This is a genomic window from Streptomyces sp. UNOB3_S3, assembly GCF_020740895.1.
In the GTDB taxonomy this organism is placed as follows: domain Bacteria; phylum Actinomycetota; class Actinomycetes; order Streptomycetales; family Streptomycetaceae; genus Streptomyces.
Genome location: NZ_JAILXP010000039.1, coordinates 1 through 20,086 on the forward strand (window position 1 = coordinate 1; position 20,086 = coordinate 20,086).

23 protein-coding genes, 1 tRNA gene and 1 riboswitch are annotated in these 20,086 nt (G+C 71.7%); of the genes, 17 read left to right on the top strand and 7 right to left on the bottom strand.

Annotation, left to right across the window (positions count from 1 at the left end; genetic code table 11):
- Positions 1-381, bottom strand: a 381-nt coding sequence (locus K6I33_RS06855; protein WP_229348834.1) for a PTS transporter subunit EIIC, incomplete at its 3' end; no start/stop codon positions are given.
- A 193-nt stretch (positions 382-574) separates the two neighbouring features.
- On the opposite strand from K6I33_RS06855, the gene K6I33_RS06860 reads away from it, so the two are divergent.
- From K6I33_RS06860 to rdgB, 3 genes are all read left to right on the top strand, one after another.
- Positions 575-808: a glucose PTS transporter subunit EIIB gene (locus tag K6I33_RS06860; RefSeq protein ID WP_229348836.1), complete on the top strand. Its 234-nt coding sequence runs from the start codon at positions 575-577 to the stop codon at positions 806-808.
- A gap of 113 nt (positions 809-921) precedes the next feature.
- Positions 922-1,653, top strand: coding sequence for a ribonuclease PH (rph, locus tag K6I33_RS06865; protein ID WP_229348838.1), 732 nt, complete (start codon positions 922-924; stop codon positions 1,651-1,653).
- Between the two features lie 68 nt (positions 1,654-1,721).
- Complete coding sequence (gene rdgB, locus K6I33_RS06870; protein ID WP_229348840.1) at positions 1,722-2,324, top strand: RdgB/HAM1 family non-canonical purine NTP pyrophosphatase; 603 nt, start codon at positions 1,722-1,724, stop codon at positions 2,322-2,324.
- A gap of 52 nt (positions 2,325-2,376) precedes the next feature.
- On the opposite strand, the gene K6I33_RS06875 is transcribed toward rdgB, so the two are convergent.
- The 3 genes from K6I33_RS06875 to K6I33_RS06885 all read right to left on the bottom strand — a co-directional run bounded on the left by K6I33_RS06875 (position 2,377) and on the right by K6I33_RS06885 (position 3,959).
- A tRNA-Leu gene (locus K6I33_RS06875) sits at positions 2,377-2,451 on the bottom strand.
- 36 nt (positions 2,452-2,487) lie between these two features.
- Positions 2,488-3,333, bottom strand: coding sequence for an HNH endonuclease (locus K6I33_RS06880; protein ID WP_229348842.1), 846 nt, complete (start codon positions 3,331-3,333; stop codon positions 2,488-2,490).
- The gene (locus K6I33_RS06885; protein WP_229348844.1) at positions 3,330-3,959 is read right to left on the bottom strand and encodes an HNH endonuclease; all 630 of its coding nucleotides are present in this window, start codon (positions 3,957-3,959) and stop codon (positions 3,330-3,332) included. The genes K6I33_RS06880 and K6I33_RS06885 overlap by 4 nt, the downstream gene beginning before the upstream one ends.
- Before the next feature lie 302 nt (positions 3,960-4,261).
- Here K6I33_RS06885 and K6I33_RS06890 point away from each other — a divergent pair, with 302 nt between their 5' ends.
- Complete coding sequence (locus tag K6I33_RS06890; RefSeq protein ID WP_229348845.1) at positions 4,262-4,792, top strand: hypothetical protein; 531 nt, start codon at positions 4,262-4,264, stop codon at positions 4,790-4,792.
- Positions 4,792-6,084, top strand: coding sequence for a HAMP domain-containing sensor histidine kinase (locus K6I33_RS06895; protein WP_229348870.1), 1,293 nt, complete (start codon positions 4,792-4,794; stop codon positions 6,082-6,084). Before K6I33_RS06890 ends, K6I33_RS06895 begins: the two co-directional genes overlap by 1 nt.
- Here K6I33_RS06895 and bcp read toward each other — a convergent pair.
- On the bottom strand, positions 6,065-6,532 hold the full coding sequence (gene bcp, locus K6I33_RS06900; RefSeq protein ID WP_229348846.1) for a thioredoxin-dependent thiol peroxidase: 468 nt from the start codon (positions 6,530-6,532) through the stop codon (positions 6,065-6,067). The genes K6I33_RS06895 and bcp overlap by 20 nt on opposite strands.
- 143 nt (positions 6,533-6,675) lie before the next feature.
- Between bcp and K6I33_RS06905 the strand changes: the two genes are divergently transcribed.
- The 3 genes from K6I33_RS06905 (at position 6,676) to K6I33_RS06915 (ending at position 7,912) form a co-directional block, all read left to right on the top strand.
- On the top strand, positions 6,676-7,026 hold the full coding sequence (locus K6I33_RS06905) for a DUF3618 domain-containing protein (RefSeq protein WP_229348847.1): 351 nt from the start codon (positions 6,676-6,678) through the stop codon (positions 7,024-7,026).
- 150 nt (positions 7,027-7,176) lie between these two features.
- Positions 7,177-7,479, top strand: coding sequence for a co-chaperone GroES (locus K6I33_RS06910; protein WP_048831771.1), 303 nt, complete (start codon positions 7,177-7,179; stop codon positions 7,477-7,479).
- Positions 7,480-7,502: 23 nt separating this feature from the next.
- A riboswitch (guanidine-III (ykkC-III) riboswitch) is annotated at positions 7,503-7,559 on the top strand.
- Positions 7,560-7,591: 32 nt separating this feature from the next.
- Entirely contained in the window at positions 7,592-7,912 is a 321-nt protein-coding gene (locus tag K6I33_RS06915) for a multidrug efflux SMR transporter (protein WP_229348848.1), read from the top strand.
- A 4-nt stretch (positions 7,913-7,916) separates the two neighbouring features.
- Here K6I33_RS06915 and K6I33_RS06920 read toward each other — a convergent pair whose 3' ends face one another.
- A complete protein-coding gene (locus K6I33_RS06920; RefSeq protein WP_229348849.1) occupies positions 7,917-10,202 on the bottom strand; it encodes a transglycosylase domain-containing protein in 2,286 nt (761 codons plus the stop codon).
- A 327-nt stretch (positions 10,203-10,529) separates the two neighbouring features.
- Between K6I33_RS06920 and K6I33_RS06925 the strand changes: the two genes are divergently transcribed.
- The 4 genes from K6I33_RS06925 (at position 10,530) to K6I33_RS06940 (ending at position 13,968) form a co-directional block, all read left to right on the top strand.
- Complete coding sequence (locus K6I33_RS06925) at positions 10,530-11,330, top strand: ABC-2 family transporter protein (protein WP_229348850.1); 801 nt, start codon at positions 10,530-10,532, stop codon at positions 11,328-11,330.
- A 94-nt stretch (positions 11,331-11,424) separates the two neighbouring features.
- Entirely contained in the window at positions 11,425-12,189 is a 765-nt protein-coding gene (locus tag K6I33_RS06930; protein WP_229348872.1) for an ABC transporter permease, read from the top strand.
- A 32-nt stretch (positions 12,190-12,221) separates the two neighbouring features.
- Positions 12,222-13,217, top strand: coding sequence for an ATP-binding cassette domain-containing protein (locus K6I33_RS06935; protein WP_229348874.1), 996 nt, complete (start codon positions 12,222-12,224; stop codon positions 13,215-13,217).
- Between the two features lie 67 nt (positions 13,218-13,284).
- Positions 13,285-13,968 carry a DUF1707 domain-containing protein gene (locus K6I33_RS06940; RefSeq protein ID WP_229348852.1) on the top strand — a complete coding sequence of 228 codons (684 nt, stop codon included), beginning with the start codon at positions 13,285-13,287 and terminating at the stop codon, positions 13,966-13,968.
- Positions 13,969-13,983: 15 nt separating this feature from the next.
- Here K6I33_RS06940 and K6I33_RS06945 read toward each other — a convergent pair whose 3' ends face one another.
- Positions 13,984-15,306, bottom strand: a complete 1,323-nt coding sequence (locus K6I33_RS06945; RefSeq protein ID WP_229348854.1) for an SGNH/GDSL hydrolase family protein — start codon at positions 15,304-15,306, stop codon at positions 13,984-13,986.
- Between the two features lie 138 nt (positions 15,307-15,444).
- On the opposite strand from K6I33_RS06945, the gene K6I33_RS06950 reads away from it, so the two are divergent.
- The 5 genes from K6I33_RS06950 to K6I33_RS06970 all read left to right on the top strand — a co-directional run bounded on the left by K6I33_RS06950 (position 15,445) and on the right by K6I33_RS06970 (position 20,031).
- Positions 15,445-16,794: a DUF445 domain-containing protein gene (locus K6I33_RS06950; protein WP_374283667.1), complete on the top strand. Its 1,350-nt coding sequence runs from the start codon at positions 15,445-15,447 to the stop codon at positions 16,792-16,794.
- Between the two features lie 104 nt (positions 16,795-16,898).
- Positions 16,899-17,099, top strand: coding sequence for a DUF3311 domain-containing protein (locus tag K6I33_RS06955; protein WP_229348855.1), 201 nt, complete (start codon positions 16,899-16,901; stop codon positions 17,097-17,099).
- Entirely contained in the window at positions 17,096-18,643 is a 1,548-nt protein-coding gene (locus K6I33_RS06960; RefSeq protein ID WP_229348856.1) for a sodium:solute symporter, read from the top strand. The genes K6I33_RS06955 and K6I33_RS06960 overlap by 4 nt, the downstream gene beginning before the upstream one ends.
- 102 nt (positions 18,644-18,745) lie before the next feature.
- Positions 18,746-19,027 carry a DUF6412 domain-containing protein gene (locus K6I33_RS06965; protein WP_229348878.1) on the top strand — a complete coding sequence of 94 codons (282 nt, stop codon included), beginning with the start codon at positions 18,746-18,748 and terminating at the stop codon, positions 19,025-19,027.
- A gap of 131 nt (positions 19,028-19,158) precedes the next feature.
- Positions 19,159-20,031 (top strand): YidC/Oxa1 family membrane protein insertase, encoded by an 873-nt coding sequence (locus K6I33_RS06970; protein WP_229348857.1) that lies wholly within the window; start codon positions 19,159-19,161, stop codon positions 20,029-20,031.
- Positions 20,032-20,086 lie beyond the last annotated feature (55 nt).

A 20,086-nucleotide genomic window follows, 5' to 3' on the forward strand; every position in this document is an offset into this window, starting at 1 on the left:
CGTGAAGGCGCCCCCGCCCGGACACGTCTCCGGGAACTGGTGGATCACCGCGTAGTAGACGAGGAAGCCCGTCACCGCCGCCAGCGCCGTCGAGCCGTCCGCCTTCTTCGCCATCCCGATCGCCACACCCACCGCGAAGAGCAGCGGCAGCCCCAGCGAGGAGTCCAGCAGCGCCCCGCCCGCCCCGGCCATCACCTTGGCCACGTCCGTCCAGCCCAGGCCGTCCTTGCCGAAGACGTCCGGCTGGCCGAGCCGGTTGAGGATGCCGGCCGCCGGCAGCACCGCGATCGGCAGCTGGAGGCTGCGGCCCATCTTCTGCAGGCCCTGGAACAGCCCCTGTGACCACTTCTTCCGGGGTGCCGCCGCGGCGACCGAACTCATCTGCGTCCTCCGGCTGCTGGCATACTGGTGTAGACCACTTATGAACGGTGGGGTCCCCCCGGAACGCAGTCCGGGTGGTCGCCATCTTTCGTGAGATGGCGGACAAACGCCCGCATAGTTGGGCTATACGTGGGTTACCGTGTGAAAGCCGGTCGGCGATACCGCCGAGGGGCTGAGACAACCAGGAGTGCACATGGCCAGCAAGGCTGAGAAGATCGTCGCCGGCCTCGGCGGGATCGACAACATCGAAGAGATCGAGGGCTGCATCACTCGTCTCCGCACCGAGGTCGCCGACGCCTCCCTCGTCGACGAGGCCGCCCTCAAGGCCGCCGGCGCCCACGGCGTCGTCAAGATGGGCACCGCCATCCAGGTCGTCATCGGCACCGACGCCGACCCGATCGCCGCCGAGATCGAGGACATGCTCTGATCCGCGCTGCGATCCGCGCTGTGAGCTGAGCCACGCGCTCCTCGCGCAGGGCCCCGCCCGGTTGTCCCCACAACCGGAACGGGGCCCTCTGCCGTCCCTATAGGCTCAGCAGCATGTCTCGCATCGACGGCCGTACCCCCGACCAGCTCCGCCCCGTGACCATCCAGCGCGGCTGGAGCAAGCACGCCGAAGGCTCCGTCCTCGTCTCCTTCGGCGACACCAAGGTCTTCTGCACCGCCAGCGTCACCGAGGGCGTCCCGCGCTGGCGCAAGGGCTCCGGCGAGGGCTGGGTCACCGCCGAGTACGCGATGCTGCCCCGCTCCACCAACACCCGCGGCGACCGCGAGTCCGTCCGCGGCAAGATCGGCGGCCGCACCCACGAGATCTCCCGCCTCATCGGCCGCTCCCTGCGCGCCGTCATCGACTTCAAGGCCCTCGGCGAGAACACCATCGTCCTCGACTGCGACGTCCTCCAGGCCGACGGCGGCACCCGCACCGCCGCCATCACCGGCGCCTACGTCGCCCTGGCCGACGCCATCACCTGGGCCCAGGGCAAGAAGCTCATCAAGCACGGCCGCAAGCCGCTCACCGGCACCGTCTCCGCCGTCAGCGTCGGCATCGTCGACGGCGTCCCCCTCCTCGACCTCTGCTACGAGGAGGACGTCCGCGCCGAGACCGACATGAACGTCGTCTGCACCGGCGACGGCCGCTTCGTCGAGGTCCAGGGCACGGCGGAGGCCCAGCCCTTCGACCGCGCCGAGCTCAACAGCATCCTCGACCTCGCCGTCGCGGGCTGCGCGTCCCTGGACGCGGCCCAGCGCGAGGCCCTGGCCCGCACGCTGTAGCCGTTCCCCGGTCGTCCCGGGGGCCCTGCGGGAGCCCCCGGGACGACCGGCCCCGGATAATCGGGACCATGAAGCGCCTGATCCTCGCCACCCGTAACGCCAACAAGGTCACCGAACTCCGCGCGATCCTCGCCGCCGCCGGCCTCGACGTCGAACTCGTCGGCGCCGACGCCTACCCCGAGATCCCCGATGTCAAGGAGACCGGCGTCACCTTCGCCGAGAACGCCCTCCTCAAGGCCCACGCCCTGGCCCAGGCCACCGGCCACCCCGCCGTCGCCGACGACTCCGGCCTCTGCGTCGACGTCCTGAACGGCGCCCCCGGCATCTTCTCCGCCCGCTGGGCCGGCACCCACGGCGACGACAAGGCCAACCTCGACCTCCTCCTGGCCCAGCTCTCCGACATCGTGGAGGAGCACCGGGGCGCCCACTTCGCGTGCGCGGCGGCGCTGGCGCTCCCGGACGGCACGGAGCGCGTCGTCGAGGGCCGCCTGGAGGGTACGTTGCGGCACGAGCCGGCGGGTTCGGGCGGCTTCGGGTACGACCCGATCCTCCAGCCGCTGGGGGAGACGCGGACGTGCGCGGAGCTGACGGCGGAGGAGAAGAACGCGATCAGCCACCGGGGGAAGGCGTTCCGGGGGCTGGTGCCGGTGGTGCGGGAGCTTTTGGGGTGAGACGGCGAGAGCCGCCACCTTGGAATCCAAGACGGCGGCTCGCCTATGCCTGTGGGCCCGGTGGGACTCGAACCCACGACGCACCGGATCTAAACCGGCGTCCTCTTGCCAGCTGGGATACGGGCCCGTCGCGCCTACTGTACTGGGTCCCGTTCCGTGGTTGCTACGAGATCGACAGGCGGGTGGATCGGTTCGAGAACGTACTCGTCTGGCTGTGGCAGGACGGGCACAAGTACCGCAAGTTCTCGATCCTGTTGTCCAGCCGGTCGCCGTTGATGTGGTCTATCTCCAGCACCAATCGCTTGCCGCGCCAGGTGTCGCCAATACCGCATTCCTGGCAGGCGTGAGCCACTCCGCTCTCATCCAGCGCCCGTCGCAGCAGAATTGTCCGAGTGCGGGATGAGCCCGCCTCCAGGCGCCGGAGAATCTCGGCTGAGGATTTCCGGTTACGGGAGGGGCGCCCGAGTTGATGGCCCTGGCCGATGAAGTGGGTTGTGGGGACCCCATGCGCGGCAATGCTCCGCTTGACCAGGATCCGAGCCGATCCGCTGTTGGGCCGTCCCAGCGCGCGCAGCACCCCTGCCAGGCTGTACGACTCAGCGACAGCCGCCTCCAGATCATCGCGCGGGAACAGAGGTCTCTGCCCGTTTCCACGCCTGCCCTGGAAGTGCGACGTGTCGATCCCGAACGCCTCCAGCTTCTTCCAGATGTGGCTGTACGAGCTGTCGTATGGAGGAACGCCCATGTACTCGAGCATCTGCCGGACACTGTGGCTGTGTGCGGCGGCCTTCTCCAGGACCTCTCTGGGATAGGACCGGCGCTCACGTCCGGGCAGAGGCTCATCGACGAAGTGGGATGTGTCGATGCCGTAGTGCGTCAGCCGATCGCGGAGGTATCTGCGAGGCCCGCTGCTGAGGGGAGCCTCGAGCCTGCGCATCATGTCGACGAGGCTGGTGGAGACGGCGGCGGTGCGCTGAAGCAGGTCGCGCGTGTAACGGACGCGGCTCATGCGGTAGCCCGGCGCTTGCGCCCGCGATAGGTGTCTGTGACGGAATGGCAGTTGGGGCAGAGGAGCTGGAGGTTGCCTGGACGGTTGTCCCACCACTCGCCATTGATGTGATCAACCTCCAGGCGCAGGGGCTTGCCATTCCATGTCGTGCCGGTGTCACACTCCGCGCACCGGTCCGGAATGCCTGCCCTCAGCAGCGCCTTCCGCAGCCGCTCGCCGGGGATTCTGCCGTCGGATGGCGCCCCCAGAACGAGTCGGCTTTCCAGGGGCACCTTCGGGCGCCTCGCCGGGCGTGTAGTGACGAAATGCGAAGTGTCGATGCCGAGCGCGGCGATCCGTCGCCCGATGTGCGCCTGGTTGCCGCCTACGGGGTTGATGCCGAGGCGGCGGACGACCTCGGCCACGCTTCTGGACAGCGCGATGACCTCGCGCAGTGTTTCCTCGGTATGGCGCACCCGGCCCGTGGTGAAGTGCGACGTGTCGATGCCCGCTTCGGCCATCTTGGCGCGGATGTACGTCCGGCTGCCCGGCGTGGATTTTCCGCCGCACCAGCGCACCGCCTCGTCGTATGACGACGTGGCGCGCGCCGCCTCGGCGAGCAGCTCATAGGTGTACTTGACCGGCATGGTTTCCCTCCCACCCTCATGGACCCCCGGCGGGAAGAGGGCACGGCCGAGGGCCGTACCCCGTTCCCGCCGAGTGAGCCGCGAAGGCTGTGACTCGGACGGTTGCGTCCCTGGGTACGGCCACCGAGCGGCGGCCTCGTATGGAGTAACGCACGAGCACCGAATCGGTTACGTGATCGGTTACGCCACACATGTCCGTGGGGCGAAACGGGAACGCGCGGCCTTTTTTCTCCGTCAGTCAGAGCGGGGAAGGGGACAGGCCCGTGGACGAACAGCCGCCTGTGAGTGAGGAAGAGAGCCCGATGACCGACCGCACCGTGGCCCGCTGGGCGGGCTGGCGCAGGGTGGTGGCGATCCTGGTGGGGGTGGCCGTGCTGGTGACGGGTGGGGTGTGGCTGGAGAACGCCACGGACCGGGCGAGCATGGTGGACGAGGCGCCGAAGACCGCGGCGGCGCAGCGGTCGGGGGCCGATGGGCAGGACTCGCAGGTGGAGCCGGAGGATTCGGGGGCGCGGGAGCTTCCGGGGGTGCGGGACTGCGGGATGGGCGAGCCGGTGCAGGAGCCGACGATCATCACGTTGGACTGTTCGACGTCGGGCCGGGTGGCCAGTGGTATCCGGTGGGACGCCTATACGGAGGACGGCGCGAACGGCAGTGGTGTCGTGCAGGTGTCGGGGGGTGCGTCGGGGGCGGCGGCGAAGTCGTTCCAGGCGAAGCTGCGGCTGTACGGGCCGAAGGAGGTCGACGGCTCGGTGGCGTTCACGGCGCTGGAGGTCGTCTATACGGGTGCCACCCCTTCCGGTGAGCACCGAGAGGTGCTCCCGATCGCGTGATGGGTATTCGTGGCCGGATCGCGTTCGCGATCTCTTTTGTCACCGCGTTGGCCGTGGTGGTCCTGGGTGTGGCCGTGCACCACATTTCGGGGCTGGAGCGCGACCGGCAGGCGAAGGCGTATCAGGACGGGTTGCTGAGTTCGGCGCTTCAGATCTATCAGCGGGACGGGACGCTGGCGCTGGGGGCGCAGCTGGATGATTCGACGTTGCCGTTCACGTTGTCGCAGGCGGTGGCGCGGGGGCAGTCGGGGACGTACATCAGCGGTGGTGAGGATCCGCGGGTGTGGGCGGCGACGGGGGTGGCCGGGGACCGGGTGCTGTCGATCTCGGCGTCGTATCCGGCGCGTGATCCGTTGCAGACGGCGCTGGACAGGGCGCTGGTGGTGGCGGGTGCGGCGACGGTGGCGTTGATGGCCGTGGTGGCGTGGTTCGTGGCGCAGGGGTTGTCGCGGCGGTTGCGGCTGAGCGCGGCGGCGGCGCGGCGGATCGCGGCGGGGGAGACCCTGGACGCGGGGGCGCTGGGCGGTGGTGGCCGGGACGAGGTGGCTGAGCTGGGGCGTTCGGTGCACCAGATGGCGATGTCGCTGGCGGCGCGGGTGTCGGCGGAGCGGCAGTTCACGGCGGATGTGGCGCATGAGTTGCGGACGCCGGTGGCGGGGCTGGTGGCGTCGGCGGAGTTGCTGCCGCATCCGCGGGCGGTGGAGATGGTGCAGGAGCGGGCGCAGACGATGCGGGCGCTGGTGGAGGATCTGCTGGAGGTCTCGCGGCTGGACGCGGGGGTGGAGAGCGCGCAGCTGGACGCGGTGGAGCTGCCGTCGCTGGTGCGCGGGATCGTGAAGCGGGCGCGTGGTCAGCGGGGGGTGGACGATGTGGCGGTCGAGGTGGTCGGCGAGGGCCGGATCGTGGCGACGGATGCCCGCCGGGTGGAGCGGATCCTGGTGAACATCCTGGCGAACGCGGCCAAGCACGGCCGGCCGCCGATCGAGATCACTGTGGACGGGACGCGGATCGTGATCCGGGACCACGGGGACGGTTTTCCGCCGGGTCTGGTGGATCAGGGGCCGCGGCGGTTCCGTACGGCCGCGCCCGAGCGGGGGACGGGGCATGGTCTGGGGCTGACGATCGCGGTGGGGCAGGCGGCGGTGCTGGGTGCCCGGCTTGCGTTCGGTTCGGCGCCGGGTGGTGGGGCTCAGGCGGTCCTCGACCTGCCGGAGGCCGAGGACGTGCCGGAGGGGGATCTTCCGGTGTGCCGGGGGGCGCTGGCGCCGGGGGCTACAGCCCCAGGTCCTTGATGATCTTGGCGACGTGGCCGGTGGCCTTGACGTTGTAGAGGGCGCGCTCGACCTTTCCGTCCTCGTCGACGATGACGGTGGAGCGGATGACGCCGGTGACGGTCTTGCCGTAGAGCTTCTTCTCGCCGAAGGCGCCGTAGGCGGTGAGGACCTCCTTGTCGGGGTCGCCGAGGAGGGTGACGCGCAGGTCCTCCTTCTCGCGGAACTTGGCGAGCTTCTCCGGCTTGTCGGGGGAGATCCCGATGACGTCGTAGCCGTGGCCGGCGAGGAAGTCGAGGTTGTCGGTGAAGTCGCAGGCCTGCTTGGTGCAGCCGGGGGTGAGGGCGGCGGGGTAGAAGTAGACGATGACCTTGCGGCCCTTGTGGTCGGCGAGGGACACCTGCTTGCCGTCCGCGTCGGGCAGGGTGAAGGCGGGGGCGGTGTCGCCGGGCGTCAGTCGCTCGCTCATGGCTCTCCTCGACAGTTGGTGGTTATGGTCCCGAGGGTAGCCAGGTCACGGTTCGGGGGTGCCGCGGGGCGGTGGCCCCGGGGAGCTGACAGACTGTAGTCATCACTCTTCATCATTCTTATCGACGAGACGGAGGCAGCGCGGTGGCGGAAGCCAGGACCCCTGCGCAGATCGAGGCGGACATCGCCCGCCGGCGACAGGAGCTCGCCGTGGTGCTCGACGAGATCGGGGTGCGGATGCACCCGAGCACGATCATCGGGGATGCCAAGGCGAAGGTGACCTCGAAGGTGGACCATGTGGCGGGCCGGGCCTGTGTGGCGGCGAGCCGGGCCGTGACCGAGGTGCGCTCCCGTTTTGTCACCGAGAAGGGCGAGCCCCGTCTGGAGCGGATCGTTCCGGTGGCGATGGTGGCGGTGGGTGTGATCGGTCTGCTGGTGTCCTCGTCGAAGTCCGGCGGGAAGACCGCCGAGGCGACGGGCCGCCGCAAGCGCTAGCGGTGGTGCGGGTCGCCGCGAGCGCCGGGCGTGGTGCGGGCCGGTGGCCGGTTCGGGCCGGATGACCGCCCAGTGGCCTCGGTGCCGCCCGCGGACAGGTACGGTCTTGGCGTGAGTACGAATACCACCCACGACAAGCTGCCCATCCGGATGCTCCACGACCGGGTTCTGGTCAGGACCGACATTCCCGAGGGCGAGCGCCGGTCCACCGGCGGGATCGTCATTCCGGCGACGGCGGCGGTGGGCCGCCGGCTGGCCTGGGCCGAGGTCGTCGCGGTCGGGCAGAGCGTACGCACGGTGGAGCCGGGTGACCGGGTGCTGTACGACCCGGAGGACCGTGCCGAGGTGGAGGTCCGCGGGGTCGCGTATGTGCTGATGCGCGAGCGGGATCTGCACGCGGTGGCGGCGGAGCGCCTGGAGGGGTCGGAGGACTCCACGGGGCTGTATCTCTGACGCCCCCGTTCACCCTTTTTGATACGGTCGTACGTACCCGACGAGACGCGCCGTACCGGGTCAGGACAAGACGACGCACCCCTGGAGAGTCGTTTTCACCGGAGGTGCCGTCATGGCATGGGTTCTGCTCGCTGTCGCCGGTCTGCTCGAGGTCGGCTGGTCGATCGGCATGAAGTACACCGAGGGTTTCACGCGGCTGTGGCCGAGCGTGTTCACGGTCGCGGGCATCGCGGCGAGCATGCTGTTGCTGGCCCAGGCCGCGCGGACGCTGCCGATCGGCACGGCGTACGGCGTATGGGTCGGTATCGGCGCGGCCGGGGCGGCGGTGCTCGGCATGGTGGTGCTGGGTGAGCCGGCGACCGCCGCGCGGATCTTCTTCATCGTTCTGTTGTTGGTGGCCGTGGTCGGCCTGAAGGCGACCTCCGGCCACTGAGCCGTCAGTACTCGTATCCCAGCAGGTCGCCGTGGCGGTCCGATTTGCCCTCGCCCGGTGGGCCGAAGGTCGGCGGGCCCGGCGGGGTCGGGAAGCCCGGCGGGGTGGGCGGCTGGGGAACCGGGACCGTCGGCGGCAGGCTGGGCACCGGGAAGGACGGCGGGCCGGTCGGCGACGGGGGCGCGGAGGTCGGTGAGGGCTCCAGCGTCGGCGGGGTGGCGCCGCTCTCCAGCTCCAGGTCGAAGTCGGTGGCCTCGGTGCCCTCCAGGGCCTGCGCGGTGTAGGCGCCCCAGATCTGCGCCGGGTAGCCGCCGCCGTTGATGCGGTCCTCGCCCGTGGCGCCGTACAGGGGCTTCTGGTCGCCGGTGTCGGGGTCCTGGCCCATCACGGCGACGACGGTGGCGAGGTCGGGGGTGTAGCCGGCGAACCAGGCGGCCTTGTCCTCCTCGGCCGTGCCCGTCTTGCCGGCCGCGGGGCGGCCCGCCGACTGGGCGCGGCGGCCGGTGCCGGCCTCCACGACGCTCTGGAGGATGGACGTGGTGGTGTCGGCGGCCTCGCGGGAGACGGCCTGCCGGGTGTCCTCGCCGTCGGGCAGCTGGACCTCCTCGCCGCCCTTGGAGACCTTCTCCACCAGCGTGTACGGGCCGTGTCTGCCGTGGTTGGCGAGGGTCGCGTAGGCCTGGGTCATGTCCAGGACGCTGGCGGTGGCGGGGCCCAGGGCGATGGAGGGGGTGGCGGTGAGGTCGGGGGTCTTCTCGGGGACGCCGAGGGCGACGGCGGTCTCCTTGACCTTGCCGGGGCCGACGTCCTGGGCCATCTGCGCGTAGACGGCGTTGACGGACAGGTCGGTGGCCCGGGTGACGGTGATGTGGGGGTAGGAGTAGCCGTCCTCGTTCTCGGGGGCGTAGCCGACGGGTCCGTTGGGGCCTTGTACGGGGCGCTTGTTGGTGCCGTCGTAGACCGTGTTCGGGGTGATGGTCTGGCCGGTGAGCGTGGTGGCGTGGTTGTCGACGGCGGAGGTGAAGACGAACGGCTTGAAGGTGGAGCCGACCTGGTAGTCGCGGCGGGTGGCGTTGTTGACGTACTGCTTGGTGTAGTCGATGCCGCCGTAGAGGGCGACGACCTTGCCGGTCCTGGGGTCGATGGAGGCGCCGCCGGCGCGGACGTAGCGGTCGACCTTGCGGTTGTCGCTGAGTTCGTTCATCAGCTGGTCGCGAACGGCGGCGACGAAGGCTTCCTGCTTCTTCTTCTCGATGGTGGTGGTGATGCGGTAGCCGCCGGCTGCGAGGGTGTTCTCGTCGACGATCTTGTTGCTGGTGAGGTAGTCCTTGACGGCCTCGACGAGATAGCCGCGCTGGCCGGACATGCTCAGCCGGGGCTTGGTCTTGCCGGGGGTGGGGAAGGTCATCGCGGCCCGGTCGGCGGGGCTGAGCCACTTCTTCTTGACCATGCCGTCGAGGACGTAGCGCCAACGGGCCTCGGCGCGCGGTCTGTTCTCGGGGTGGGCGCCGACGTCGTAGGCGCTGGGGGCGTTGAGGAGGGTGGCCAGATAGGCGCCCTCGGCGGTGGTGAGCTTGTCCGAATCCTTGTTGTAGTACGCCTGGGAGGCGGCCTGGATGCCGTAGGCGTTGCGCCCGAAGTAGCTGGTGTTGAGGTAGCCCTCGAGGATGTCGTTCTTGCTCTCCTCGCGGTCCAGCTTGATGGCGATGAAGAATTCCTTCACCTTGCGGCTGATGGTCTGTTCCTGGCCCAGGTAGTAGTTCTTGACGTACTGCTGGGTGATGGTGGAGCCGGACTGCTTGCCCTTGCCGGTGACGGTGTTCCAGGCGGCGCGCAGCATGGCCTCGGGGTTGACGGCGGACTCGGAGTAGTAGTCGCGGTCCTCGGCGGCGAGGACGGCGTGCTGGACGTCCCGGGGGACCCTGCTGAGCGGCACGCTCTCGCGGTTGACCTCGCCGTCGCGGGCGAGCTGGGAGCCGTCGGAGTAGAGGAAGACGTTGCTCTCGGCGGTGGCGGCCTTGTTGGCCGGGGGGATGTTCACGAGCATGTAGCCGGCGATCAGGCCGCCGACGACGATCAGCACGATCAGCAGGAAGCCGCCGAGGACCATCCGCCAGGTGGGTACGAGCCTGCGCCAGCCCGTCCGGCGGGGGTGCCCGGGCCGGCCGCCCCGGCCGGGGCCGTCGCCCGGCCCGGCGGGGGGCGCGCCGTGCGCCGGGCCCCTGGGGGCCCAGCCCGGCGGCGCGTGGCCGCGTCCGGCGGGACGCCGCTGTGACTGCTCGTCGCTCATGTCTTAGGGACTCCTCGGCCGCCGCCGGGGTTGTGCCGCCTCGGCGGAGGGGTGTCGTCTCGGGGCGGGTCCGGACTGCGTCGTACGCCCGGAGGACACTGTCGCATCATGCGTTCCGGCGGAAGGGCCCAGCGCACCGTAGAGGGGCCCGGAAGGGCCGTTCGGGCCAGTCCGACCACTCCATGGGGTGAAAATCCATGGTTCCTGGACGTGGTGTGCGGCTAGGCTCCTGCGCTTCGGGGTGCGGCGGCCCGAAGCGCTCGCGGCCCGGACCGGGGGGCAGGCGAGGGCGCTCAACCGGGTTCAACGAGGAGGGGGGACGCGGGGATGCGGTTGTACGCGGCGGTCGCGGTCAGCGGCTTCCGGCGGCACGCGACGTACCGGGTGGCCACGGCCGCCGGGGTGTTCACCAACACCGTCTTCGGCTTCATCCTCGCGTACACCTATATCGCGCTGTGGAACGAGCGTCCCCACCTGGGCGGTTACGGGCGGGAGCAGGCGCTGACGTTCGTGTGGACGAGCCAGGCGCTGCTGGGCGCGGCGTGTTTGATCGGCGGGGGGTTCCAGGAGGAGTTGCAGGAGCGGATCCGCTCCGGGGACATCGCCGTGGACCTCTACCGGCCCGCCGATCTCCAGCTGTGGTGGCTGGCGAGCGATCTGGGCCGGGCCTTCTTCCAGCTGCTGGGGCGGGGCGTCGTCCCGCTGACCGTGGGCGCCCTGTGCTTCGAACTGGCGTTGCCGGGCCTGTCCTTGGCCTGGCCGGCCTTTCTGCTGTCGGTCCTCCTGGGGCTGCTGGTGAGCTTCGGGCTGCGGTATCTGGTGGGGCTGTGCGCCTTCTGGCTGCTGGACGGCGCCGGGGTCAACATGGCATTCGCGCTGCTGAGCATCTTCTTCTCCGGGACGCTGCTGCCGCTCAACGTCTTCCCGGGCGTCTTCGGCGAGGTCGCGCGGGCGCTGCCGTGGTCGGCGATGCTGCAGGTGCCGGCGGACGTCCTGCTGGAGCGGAGGACCGGCGCGGGGCTGGCGGGGGCGCTGGGGTTCCAGGCGGCGTGGGCGGTGGCGCTGCTGCTGGCGGGGCGGGCGCTCCAGTCGGCGGCCACCCGGAAGGTGGTGGTCCAGGGTGGCTGAGGCGGAGGCGTACGGGGCGGGGAGCGCGGGCCCGTTCGCCCGCTGGGGGGCGCACGCCCGTGACGGGGTGCGGGCCTACGGGCTCGTGGTGCGGATGTGGGTTCGGTCGACGATGACGTACCGCGTGTCGTTCGTGATGATGACCGTGGGGAACTTCGTGGCGACGGCCCTCGACTTCGTCGCGATCGCCTTCATGTTCTCCCACATCGACGTACTCGGCGGGTTCACGCTGCCGGAAGTGGCCTTCCTCTACGGCACGACGAGCACGTCCTTCGGGCTCGCCGATCTCGTCCTGGGCAATCTGGACCGGGTCGGGCGGCGGGTGCGCGACGGGACGATGGACACGCTGCTGACGCGCCCCGCGCCGGTCCTGGCGCAGGTGGCCGCCGATCAGTTCGCGCTGCGCCGGCTGGGCCGGGTGACGCAGGGGGCGCTGCTGCTGGGGTGGTCGCTGTCGCGGCTGGACGTGGCGTGGACGCCGGTGGCGGTGCTGCTCGTGCCGGTGATGCTGGCGACGGGCGCGGTGATCTTCGGTGCGCTGTTCGTGGTGGGCGCGGCGTTCCAGTTCCGGGCGGTCGACGCGGCCGAGGTGCAGAACGCGTTCACCTACGGCGGGACGACGCTGCTGCAGTACCCGCCGTCGGTGTTCGCCAAGGACCTGGTGCGCGGGGTGACGTTCGTGGTGCCGCTGGCCTTCGTCAACTGGCTGCCGGCGCTGCGGGTGCTGGGACGGGACGATCCGCTGGGGCTGCCGGGATGGGTGGACTTCGCGTCGCCTCTGGTGGCGCTGGTGTGCTGGGTACTGGCGGGCCTGGCCTGGCGGGTGGGGCTCAGGGGCTATCGAAGTACGGGGAGTTGACGGACGCGGTGGATGACGCGGTGGACGGCGCGATGGACGATCTCATCGTTCTGGAGGGCGTCGAGAAGGTCTTCGACGTGCGCCGCAGGGCGGGGTTCCTGCGGCGGGAGCGGCACCGGGTGCGCGCGGTGGACGGCATCGGCTTCCGTGTCCCGCGCGGGGAGATGGTCGGCTACATCGGGCCCAACGGCGCGGGCAAGTCCACCACGATCAAGATGCTGACGGGCATCCTGACGCCCAGCGCGGGCCGGCTGCGGGTCGCGGGCATCGACCCCTCGCGGGACCGCTCGCGGCTGGCGCGCCGGATCGGGGTCGTCTTCGGGCAGCGCACCACGCTGTGGTGGGACCTGCCGCTGCGGGACTCCTACGGCCTGGTGCGCCGCATGTACCGGATTCCCGACGCCCGTTACCGGACCAATCTGGAGCGCTGTGTGGAGCTCCTCGACCTCGGGGAGCTGCTGGACGTGCCGGTGCGGCAGCTGTCGCTGGGGCAGCGGATGCGCGGGGACATCGCGGCGGCCCTCCTCCACGACCCCGAGGTGCTCTACCTCGACGAGCCGACCATCGGGCTGGACGTGGTGAGCAAGGCCAAGGTGCGGGAGTTCCTGCGCGACGTCAACGCCGAGCGCGGGATGACGGTGCTGCTGACGACCCATGACCTGACCGACATCGAGCAGTTGTGCAAGCGGGTGATGGTCATCGACCACGGCCGGCTGGTCTACGACGGCGGGCTGGACGGCCTCCACGCGAAGGGGGAGAGCGAGCGGACGCTCGTCGTCGACCTGGAACGGGAGTTCCCGCCCATCACCGGTGTCCCCGGTGCCAGGGTGGTGCGGGTCGAGGGGCCGCGCCAGTGGCTGGCGTTCGCCGCCACGCACAGCGCGGCGCCGGTCGTGGCGGCGGTGGCCGAGCGCTATCCGCTGGTGGACCTGTCGGTGCGGGAACCGGACATCGAGCAGGTCATCGCGACGATGCTGTATCCGATGGGGGACACCCCCAAGCCCCCGCCGGATCGACCGGTGCTGTAGCGGGCGTGGGCGGTCCGCCGCGCACGCGCGCTGTGGGCATCCGGCCGGGGCATCTACTCTGTCCGCCATGATGAGCGAACTTCCTGAGATGCGGGCCTCCGACGCGGAGCGCGAACGGATCGCCGAGGTCCTGCGCGAGGCCGTCGCCGAGGGCCGGCTGACCATGGCGGAGTTCGAGGAGCGCCTGGACGTCGCCTACCAGGCCCGTACGCACGCCGAGCTGACACCGCTGGTGCGGGACCTGCCGGTGCCCTCGGGCACCGGTCCGGCGGCCGCCGCGCCGGTGCCGGCGGGCGGGGGCGGCTGGGCGGAGCGCGTCGGCGGGCCCGCCACCTCCACCTGGGCGATGGCGATCTGGGGCGGCTTCAGCCGGGCCGGCCGCTGGACCGTGGGGCGGCGCTTCACCGCGTTCACCATGTGGGGCGGCGGGAAGATCGACCTGCGCGAGGCCCGTTTCGAGGACCGCGAGACCGTCATCCGGTGCTTCGCCCTCATGGGCGGCATGGCCGTCGTCGTCCCCCCGGACCTCGATGTGGAGGTGCGCGGCATCGGCATCATGGGCGGCTTCGGGGACCGGGCGACGGGCTCCGGCACGCCCGGCTCGCCCAAGGTGCGGGTCACCGGGCTCGCGCTGTGGGGCGGCGTCGGGGTGGAGCGCAAGGCGACCCGGGCCGAACAGGAGCGGCTGCGCGAGCAGAAGCGGCTGGAGTGGGACGACCGGCGGGACGGCGGCGGCAAGGCCCTCGGGTAGTCGCCCGTCCGGCGGTCACAGCGCCGCCCTGGCCTCGCCCTTGAGCGTGCCGAGGTCCAGGGCCCGGGCCATCGCCAGATAGCCGGCGTCGTTCGGGTGGAGGTGGTCCCCGCAGTCGTAGGCCGGGAGGAGCCGTTGCGGGTCGGCCGGGTCGCGCAGGGTCCGGTCGAAGTCGACGACGTCGTCGAAGACGCGCCCCGAGCGGATCTCGGCGTTGACCCCCTGCCGGACGAGTTCCTGGTCCGGCCCGGTGCCCGTCCGCCCGCCGAAGGGCGAGAGCGTCGCGCCCGTCACCCGCAGGCCGCGCGTGTGCGCCCGCTCGACCAGCGTCCGCAGGCCCGCCGCGATCCGCGCGGGGTCGCTCTGGCGGGGGCGGCGCAGGATGTCGTTGACGCCGAGTTCTATGACGACGGCGCGTACGCCCGTACGGGAGAGCACATCGCGGTCGAAGCGGTCCAGGGCGCTGGGATTGTTCATGGCGGAGTCACCCATTCCGCCGAGCAGGACGCGATTTCCGCTGATGCCCTGGTTGAGGACGCCCAGGCGCGGGGCGCCGGGCTCGGCGCGCAGCCGGCGGGCGAGGAGATCGGTCCAGCGGTGGTCGGCGCCGATGGTGGCGGAGACGCCGTCGGTGATGGAGTCGCCGAGGGCCACCACCGCGCCCGTGGCCTCGGCGGTCCAGACGTCGACGGCCGTCACATAGCGCCAGAACAGGCTCTTCGCCGTGTACGCGGCGCCGCCCGCGTCCAGCGTCCGGTCGCCGGGGGCGAGGTAGGAGATCTGCCGGGCGTGCGGGTGGATGGTCACGGGGCCGGCCGGACGGGAGACGTACGTGCTGATCAGCAGGTCCGCCGAGGCGCCGACGGCGAGGCGGACCGGGTCGCTGTAGGTGGCCCGCCCGGCCGGGACGGTCACCGAGCGCTCCCCGCCGAAGGTCAGCTCCCGCATGCCGCCCGGCGCGGCCGCTGGGCCGCCGGGGGTCGCGGCGAGGGCGAGCGAGGCGTGGTCGACGGTCAGCGGGGCGCCGCCGAAGAGGTTGGAGAGCTGGACGCGGGCCATGCCGCCGGCGAGCGTGGTGTGGACGACGTTGCGGATGGACCTGCCGGGATAGCCGCGCTCCGTGCCCGGCTCGGCGGCGGCCGGGGACGCCGACCAGGAGCCGATCCAGCGGCCGGCGGCGGCCGGCGCGGCCGGGCGCGGGGACCGCCGCGCCTCCCCGGCGGTGCCGCCCGCCCCGCCCACGCCGGTGAATATCGCCACCGAGGTGGCCACGACCAGGGCCACGAGCGCGGCCAGCAGGGCGTGGGCCGCGCCACGGGACGGGGGTGGCCTGTTCATCGCGGACAACTCCCGGGGACACATCGACGGCGGGCGACGGCCGGACGTGGGGAACGACGCGGGGAACTCTTCGTCCGTTCCCCGAGTACGTCCGGTAGGGACAATGCACAGCGAGGACAGTCGGAACGGGTGGTGTCGATGAAACGGTTCCATGAAGAGGAGCCGGCTGCCGCCGGGGGCGGCGCGAATGCCGCCGATGGAGTGATGCTGCCCGGGCCGGCGGCCGGATTCACCTACAGCGCCGCGGACGAGGAGAAACGGCGCGGCGTGCGCCGGATGAAGGCCCTCGCCACGGGACTGCTGCTGACCGTGGCCCTGGTGTACGCCCTCGCGAAGTGGGCGCAGTCCGCGGGCGCGGGCGGCTGGGCCGGGTTCGTGGCCGCGGCGGCCGAGGCCGGCATGGTCGGCGCGCTGGCCGACTGGTTCGCGGTCACCGCGCTCTTCCGGCGGCCCATGGGCCTGCCCATCCCGCACACCGCGATCATCCCCACCAAGAAGGACCAGCTGGGCCAGAGCCTGGGCGAGTTCGTCGGCGAGAACTTCCTCTCCGGCGACGTGGTGCGGGTGCGGCTGCGGGCCGTCGGCATCGGCTCCCGGCTCGGCGCCTGGCTGTCCGACCCCGCGCACGCCGACCGGGTCACCGCCGAGCTGGCCACGGCGCTGCGCGGCGCCTTGACCGTGCTGCGCGACTCCGACGTCCAGGCGGTCGTCGGCGAGGCCATCACCCGGCGCGCGGACGCCGCCGAGATCGCCCCCGGCATCGGCGCGACGCTGGAGAAGGTCGTCGCCGACGGCGGCCACCACCGGGTCGTCGACCTGGTGTGCGTCCGGGCCCACGACTGGCTCGTCCTCCACAGCGACTCCGTCATGGCCGCCGTCACCGGCGGCGCCCCCGGCTGGACGCCGCGCTTCGTCGACCGCAAGGTCGGCGAGCGCGTCTACAAGGAGCTGCTGCGCTTCGTCACCGAGATGCGCGACATGCCGGACCACCCGGCGCGCGGCGCGGTCGACCGCTTCCTGACGGACTTCGCCCGCGACCTCCAGTCCGACGAGGACACCCGGGCCCGGGTGGAGCGGCTGAAGTCCGAGGTGCTGGGGCGCGGCGAGGTCCAGGACGTGATCGCCTCGGTGTGGTCCTCGGTCCGCGGGATGATCGTCGCCGCCGCCGAGGACGAGCGCAGCGAGCTGCGGCTGCGCACCCGCGCCTCGATCCTCTCGCTGGGCGCCCGGATGACGGAGGACGAGCGGCTGCGCCGGAAGGTCGACGGCTGGCTGGAGGACGCGGCCGTCTATGTGGTGACGACCTATCGGGACGAGATCACCGCCCTGATCACGGAAACGGTGGCGGGCTGGGACGCGGAGCACACCTCCCGCAAGATCGAGGCCCATATCGGCCGGGACCTCCAGTTCATCCGCATCAACGGCACGGTGGTGGGCGCCCTGGCGGGCCTGCTGATCTATACGGCGTCCCGGCTGCTGGGGGCGTGAGCCCTGCTGCCGGGGCGTGAGCCATGAGGGCGTGGACTTTGGGGGCGTGAGGTTTGGGGGCGTGAGCCCTGGGGAGTGCGCCCCTACCCCCTAGGGTCGGGGGCGTGCTGAAGAAACGTCCCCATCTCCTGTGGCTCCTGGCCCCCTACGCGCTCTACCTGGTCGCCCTCCCTCTCGTGGACCGCGTCCACCCGACCGTCCTGGGCCTGCCCTTCCTGTTCTTCTGGCTGCTCCTGGCCACCCTCCTCACGCCCGTCGCCGTCTTCCTCGCCTGGCGCGGCGACCGCGCGCGGGGCCGGGCATGAGCGGGAACGCCGCCGTCGCCTCGGCGATCTTCGGCGTCTTCATGCTCCTGACCGTCGCCCTCGGCCTGCTGGCCGTCCGGGGGCACGGCCGCGGCGGCGGGCTCACCGAGTGGTCGGTGGGCGGCCGCAGCCTGGGCACGGTCTTCATCTGGGTGCTGATGGCGGGTGAGGGTTACACCAGCTTCAGCTACCTCGGCGCGGCGGGCTGGGGCTACAACTACGGCGCGCCCGTGCTCTACGTCGTCGCCTACCTCTCCTGCGGCTACGCCATCGGCTACGTCGTCGGCCCGACGCTGTGGGCCTACGCCCGCCGCCACGGGCTCGTCAGCATCACGGACATGGTGGCCCACCGCTACGGCAAACCGTGGGCCGGTGCGCTGGTGGCGGTCCTGGCGACGGTGTGCCTGCTGCCGTACATCCAGCTCCAGATCACCGGCATGGGAGTCGTCGTCTCGACGATCTCCTACGGCGCGATCAGCCTGAACTGGGCCTACTTCATCGCCTTCGCGGTCACCACCACCTTCGTGGTCGTGAGCGGCCTGCGCGGCAGCGCGTGGGTGTCCGTGCTCAAGGACGTCCTGGTCATCGGCACCCTCGGCTTCCTCGCCGGGTACGTCCCCCTGCACTACTTCGGCGGCTACGGCCCCTTCCTGGACCGGATGGTGGCGGAGAAGCCGGACTGGCTGACCTTCTCCGGACACGGCGGCAGCGGGATGGCCGGGGGCTGGTTCGTCACGACCAGCTTCCTCAACTCCCTGACGGTCGTCATCTTCCCGACGACCGTGGCGGGCTATCTGGGCGCCCGCAGCGCCGACGCCCTGCGGCGCAACGCGATGCTGCTGCCCTTCTACAACGTGCTGCTGTTCGTGCCGATGCTGCTGGGCATGGCGGCGATCTTCGTGGTGCCCGGGCTCACCGGGGCGGGCTCGAACCTGGCGCTGTTCAAGCTGGTGGTCGACTCGCTGCCGGCGTGGGCGGTCGGGGTGATCGGGGTGGCCGGGGCGCTCTCGTCGATCGTCCCGATGGCCGTGTTCATGCTGGTCATCGGCACGATGTGGGGCCGGAGCGTGCTGGGGGCGATCCCCCGGCTCGCGGAGCGCCCGGAGCGGCAGAAGACGGCGGCGCAGGTCGTCGTGGTCGGGGCGGGCGCGCTGGCGCTGCTGCTCACGTACACCGCGCCCAACACGCTGGTGCGGCTGTCGCTCATCTCGTACGAGGGCATGGCCCAGCTCGTTCCCATGATCCTGCTGGGGCTGATGTGGCGGAGGCTGACGCTGTGGGGCGCCCTGAGCGGCCTCGTGGTGGGCGGCACGCTGGTGTGCGCGCTGGTCTTCACCGGGCACGACCCGGTGTGGGGGGTGAACGCCGGCGCCCTGGCGCTGGTGGCGAACGTGCTGGTGGCGCTGGCGGTGTCATGGTGGGGCCCGCGTCCCGGAGCGGCCGAGGCGGCCCGGCCCGACGACGAGGTCCTGGCCCGGGACCCGGGCCGCGACCCGGAGGGGGACGGCGCCCCGGCCGGTGCCGCTGTCAGTGGCAGGGGCTAGTATCGACGGCAGTTGAGATGTGATCAGGTGTTCGCCTGATCGTGGGGCTCGGTCGGCAAGGGGGGAGCTGTGGTGAACGTCGTCTTCCGTACGCACGTGGGCATGCTCCTCTTCCTGCTCGCCGAGCTGTGGCTGGCGCAGAGCGGGCTGAGCGGCCTGATGGCCTCGGTCGCCGTCGCCGTGGCCGCCTCCGTGGTGGCCACCGCGGCGCTGCTGCTGGCCGCCGTCGCCGCCCGCGCGTCCGGCCCGCTCACCCCGACCCGGATACGCACGGCGATCCGGGACCGTGAGCTGCGCACGGCCTTCCTCGCCCAGCGCGATCCCGATGCCCGGGGCCGTCGCCGGCCCCGGGCGCCCGGCCGTTCCGTCCCGACGGCCGCGTAGGCGCGCACACCCCGGCTCCGTCGCCCGTGGGGGGTGCCCGCGCGGCTCGTCACACCGAAATCCGCCTCTTTTGGCCTCGCCTTTTTGGCTTCGTTCGGTCACGACGGGACCCCGTGGAGGGCTCACTCGCCATGTCTTTCCTCTCACCGCTGTTCACCTCGCTCGGTTCGCTGCTCACCCATCTCGCGGACGCGGCCGAGCCGCTCCTCGGGGCCTCGGCCACGGCCGCCGCGATCGTGCTCCTCACCTGCTGCGTACGGCTCGCGCTGCTCCCGCTCGCCCGGTCGGCGGCGCGGGGCGAGCGCACCCGGGCCGAGCTCGCGCCCCGGCTGGCCGAGCTGAAGCGCAAGCACGGCAAGGACCCCGAGCGGCTGCGCGAGGAGGGGGCGAAGCTGTACGCGGAGTCCGGGTCGTCGCCGCTGGCCGGCTGTCTGCCGGCGCTCGCCCAGCTCCCGGTGTTCTATGTGATGTACCACCTGTTCTCCACCGGCGACGGCGGGGATCTGCTGGAGCACACGCTGCTGGGCGCCCCGCTCGGCGGCCGCTGGCCGGGCGCGCTGGACCACGGCGGGGTGTTCGGCGCCCAGGGGCTGGTGTACCTGGGGCTGTTCGCGCTGATCGCGGCCGTGGCCACGTGGACGTACCTGCGCAACCGCAAGGCCGCCGCCGCGCTGCCCGCGCCGGTGGCGGGCGACGAGCAGGTGCCGGGGATGGCGGCGATGGCGAAGGTGCTGCCGCTGCTGTCGTTCGGCACGCTGGTCACGGCCGCGGTGGTGCCGCTGGCGGCCGGGCTGTACCTGGCGACGACCACCACGTGGACGGCGGTGGAGCGGGTGCTGCTCCAGCCGCTGCGCACCCCGCGCGAGGCGGCGCAGGGGAAGCCGGCCGGGGGCTCGGCCGATGGGTCGGCCGGTGGTTCGGTCAAGGGCGCGGGCAAGGGCGCGGTCAAGGGCTCCGCGGTCAAGGGGAAGGCGCGGCAGAAGGGGAGGACTTCCGCCGCATAGGGGCCCAGGAGGGGATCCAGGGGCCGAAAGGGGACTTGTGGAGACGCCCTCCGGT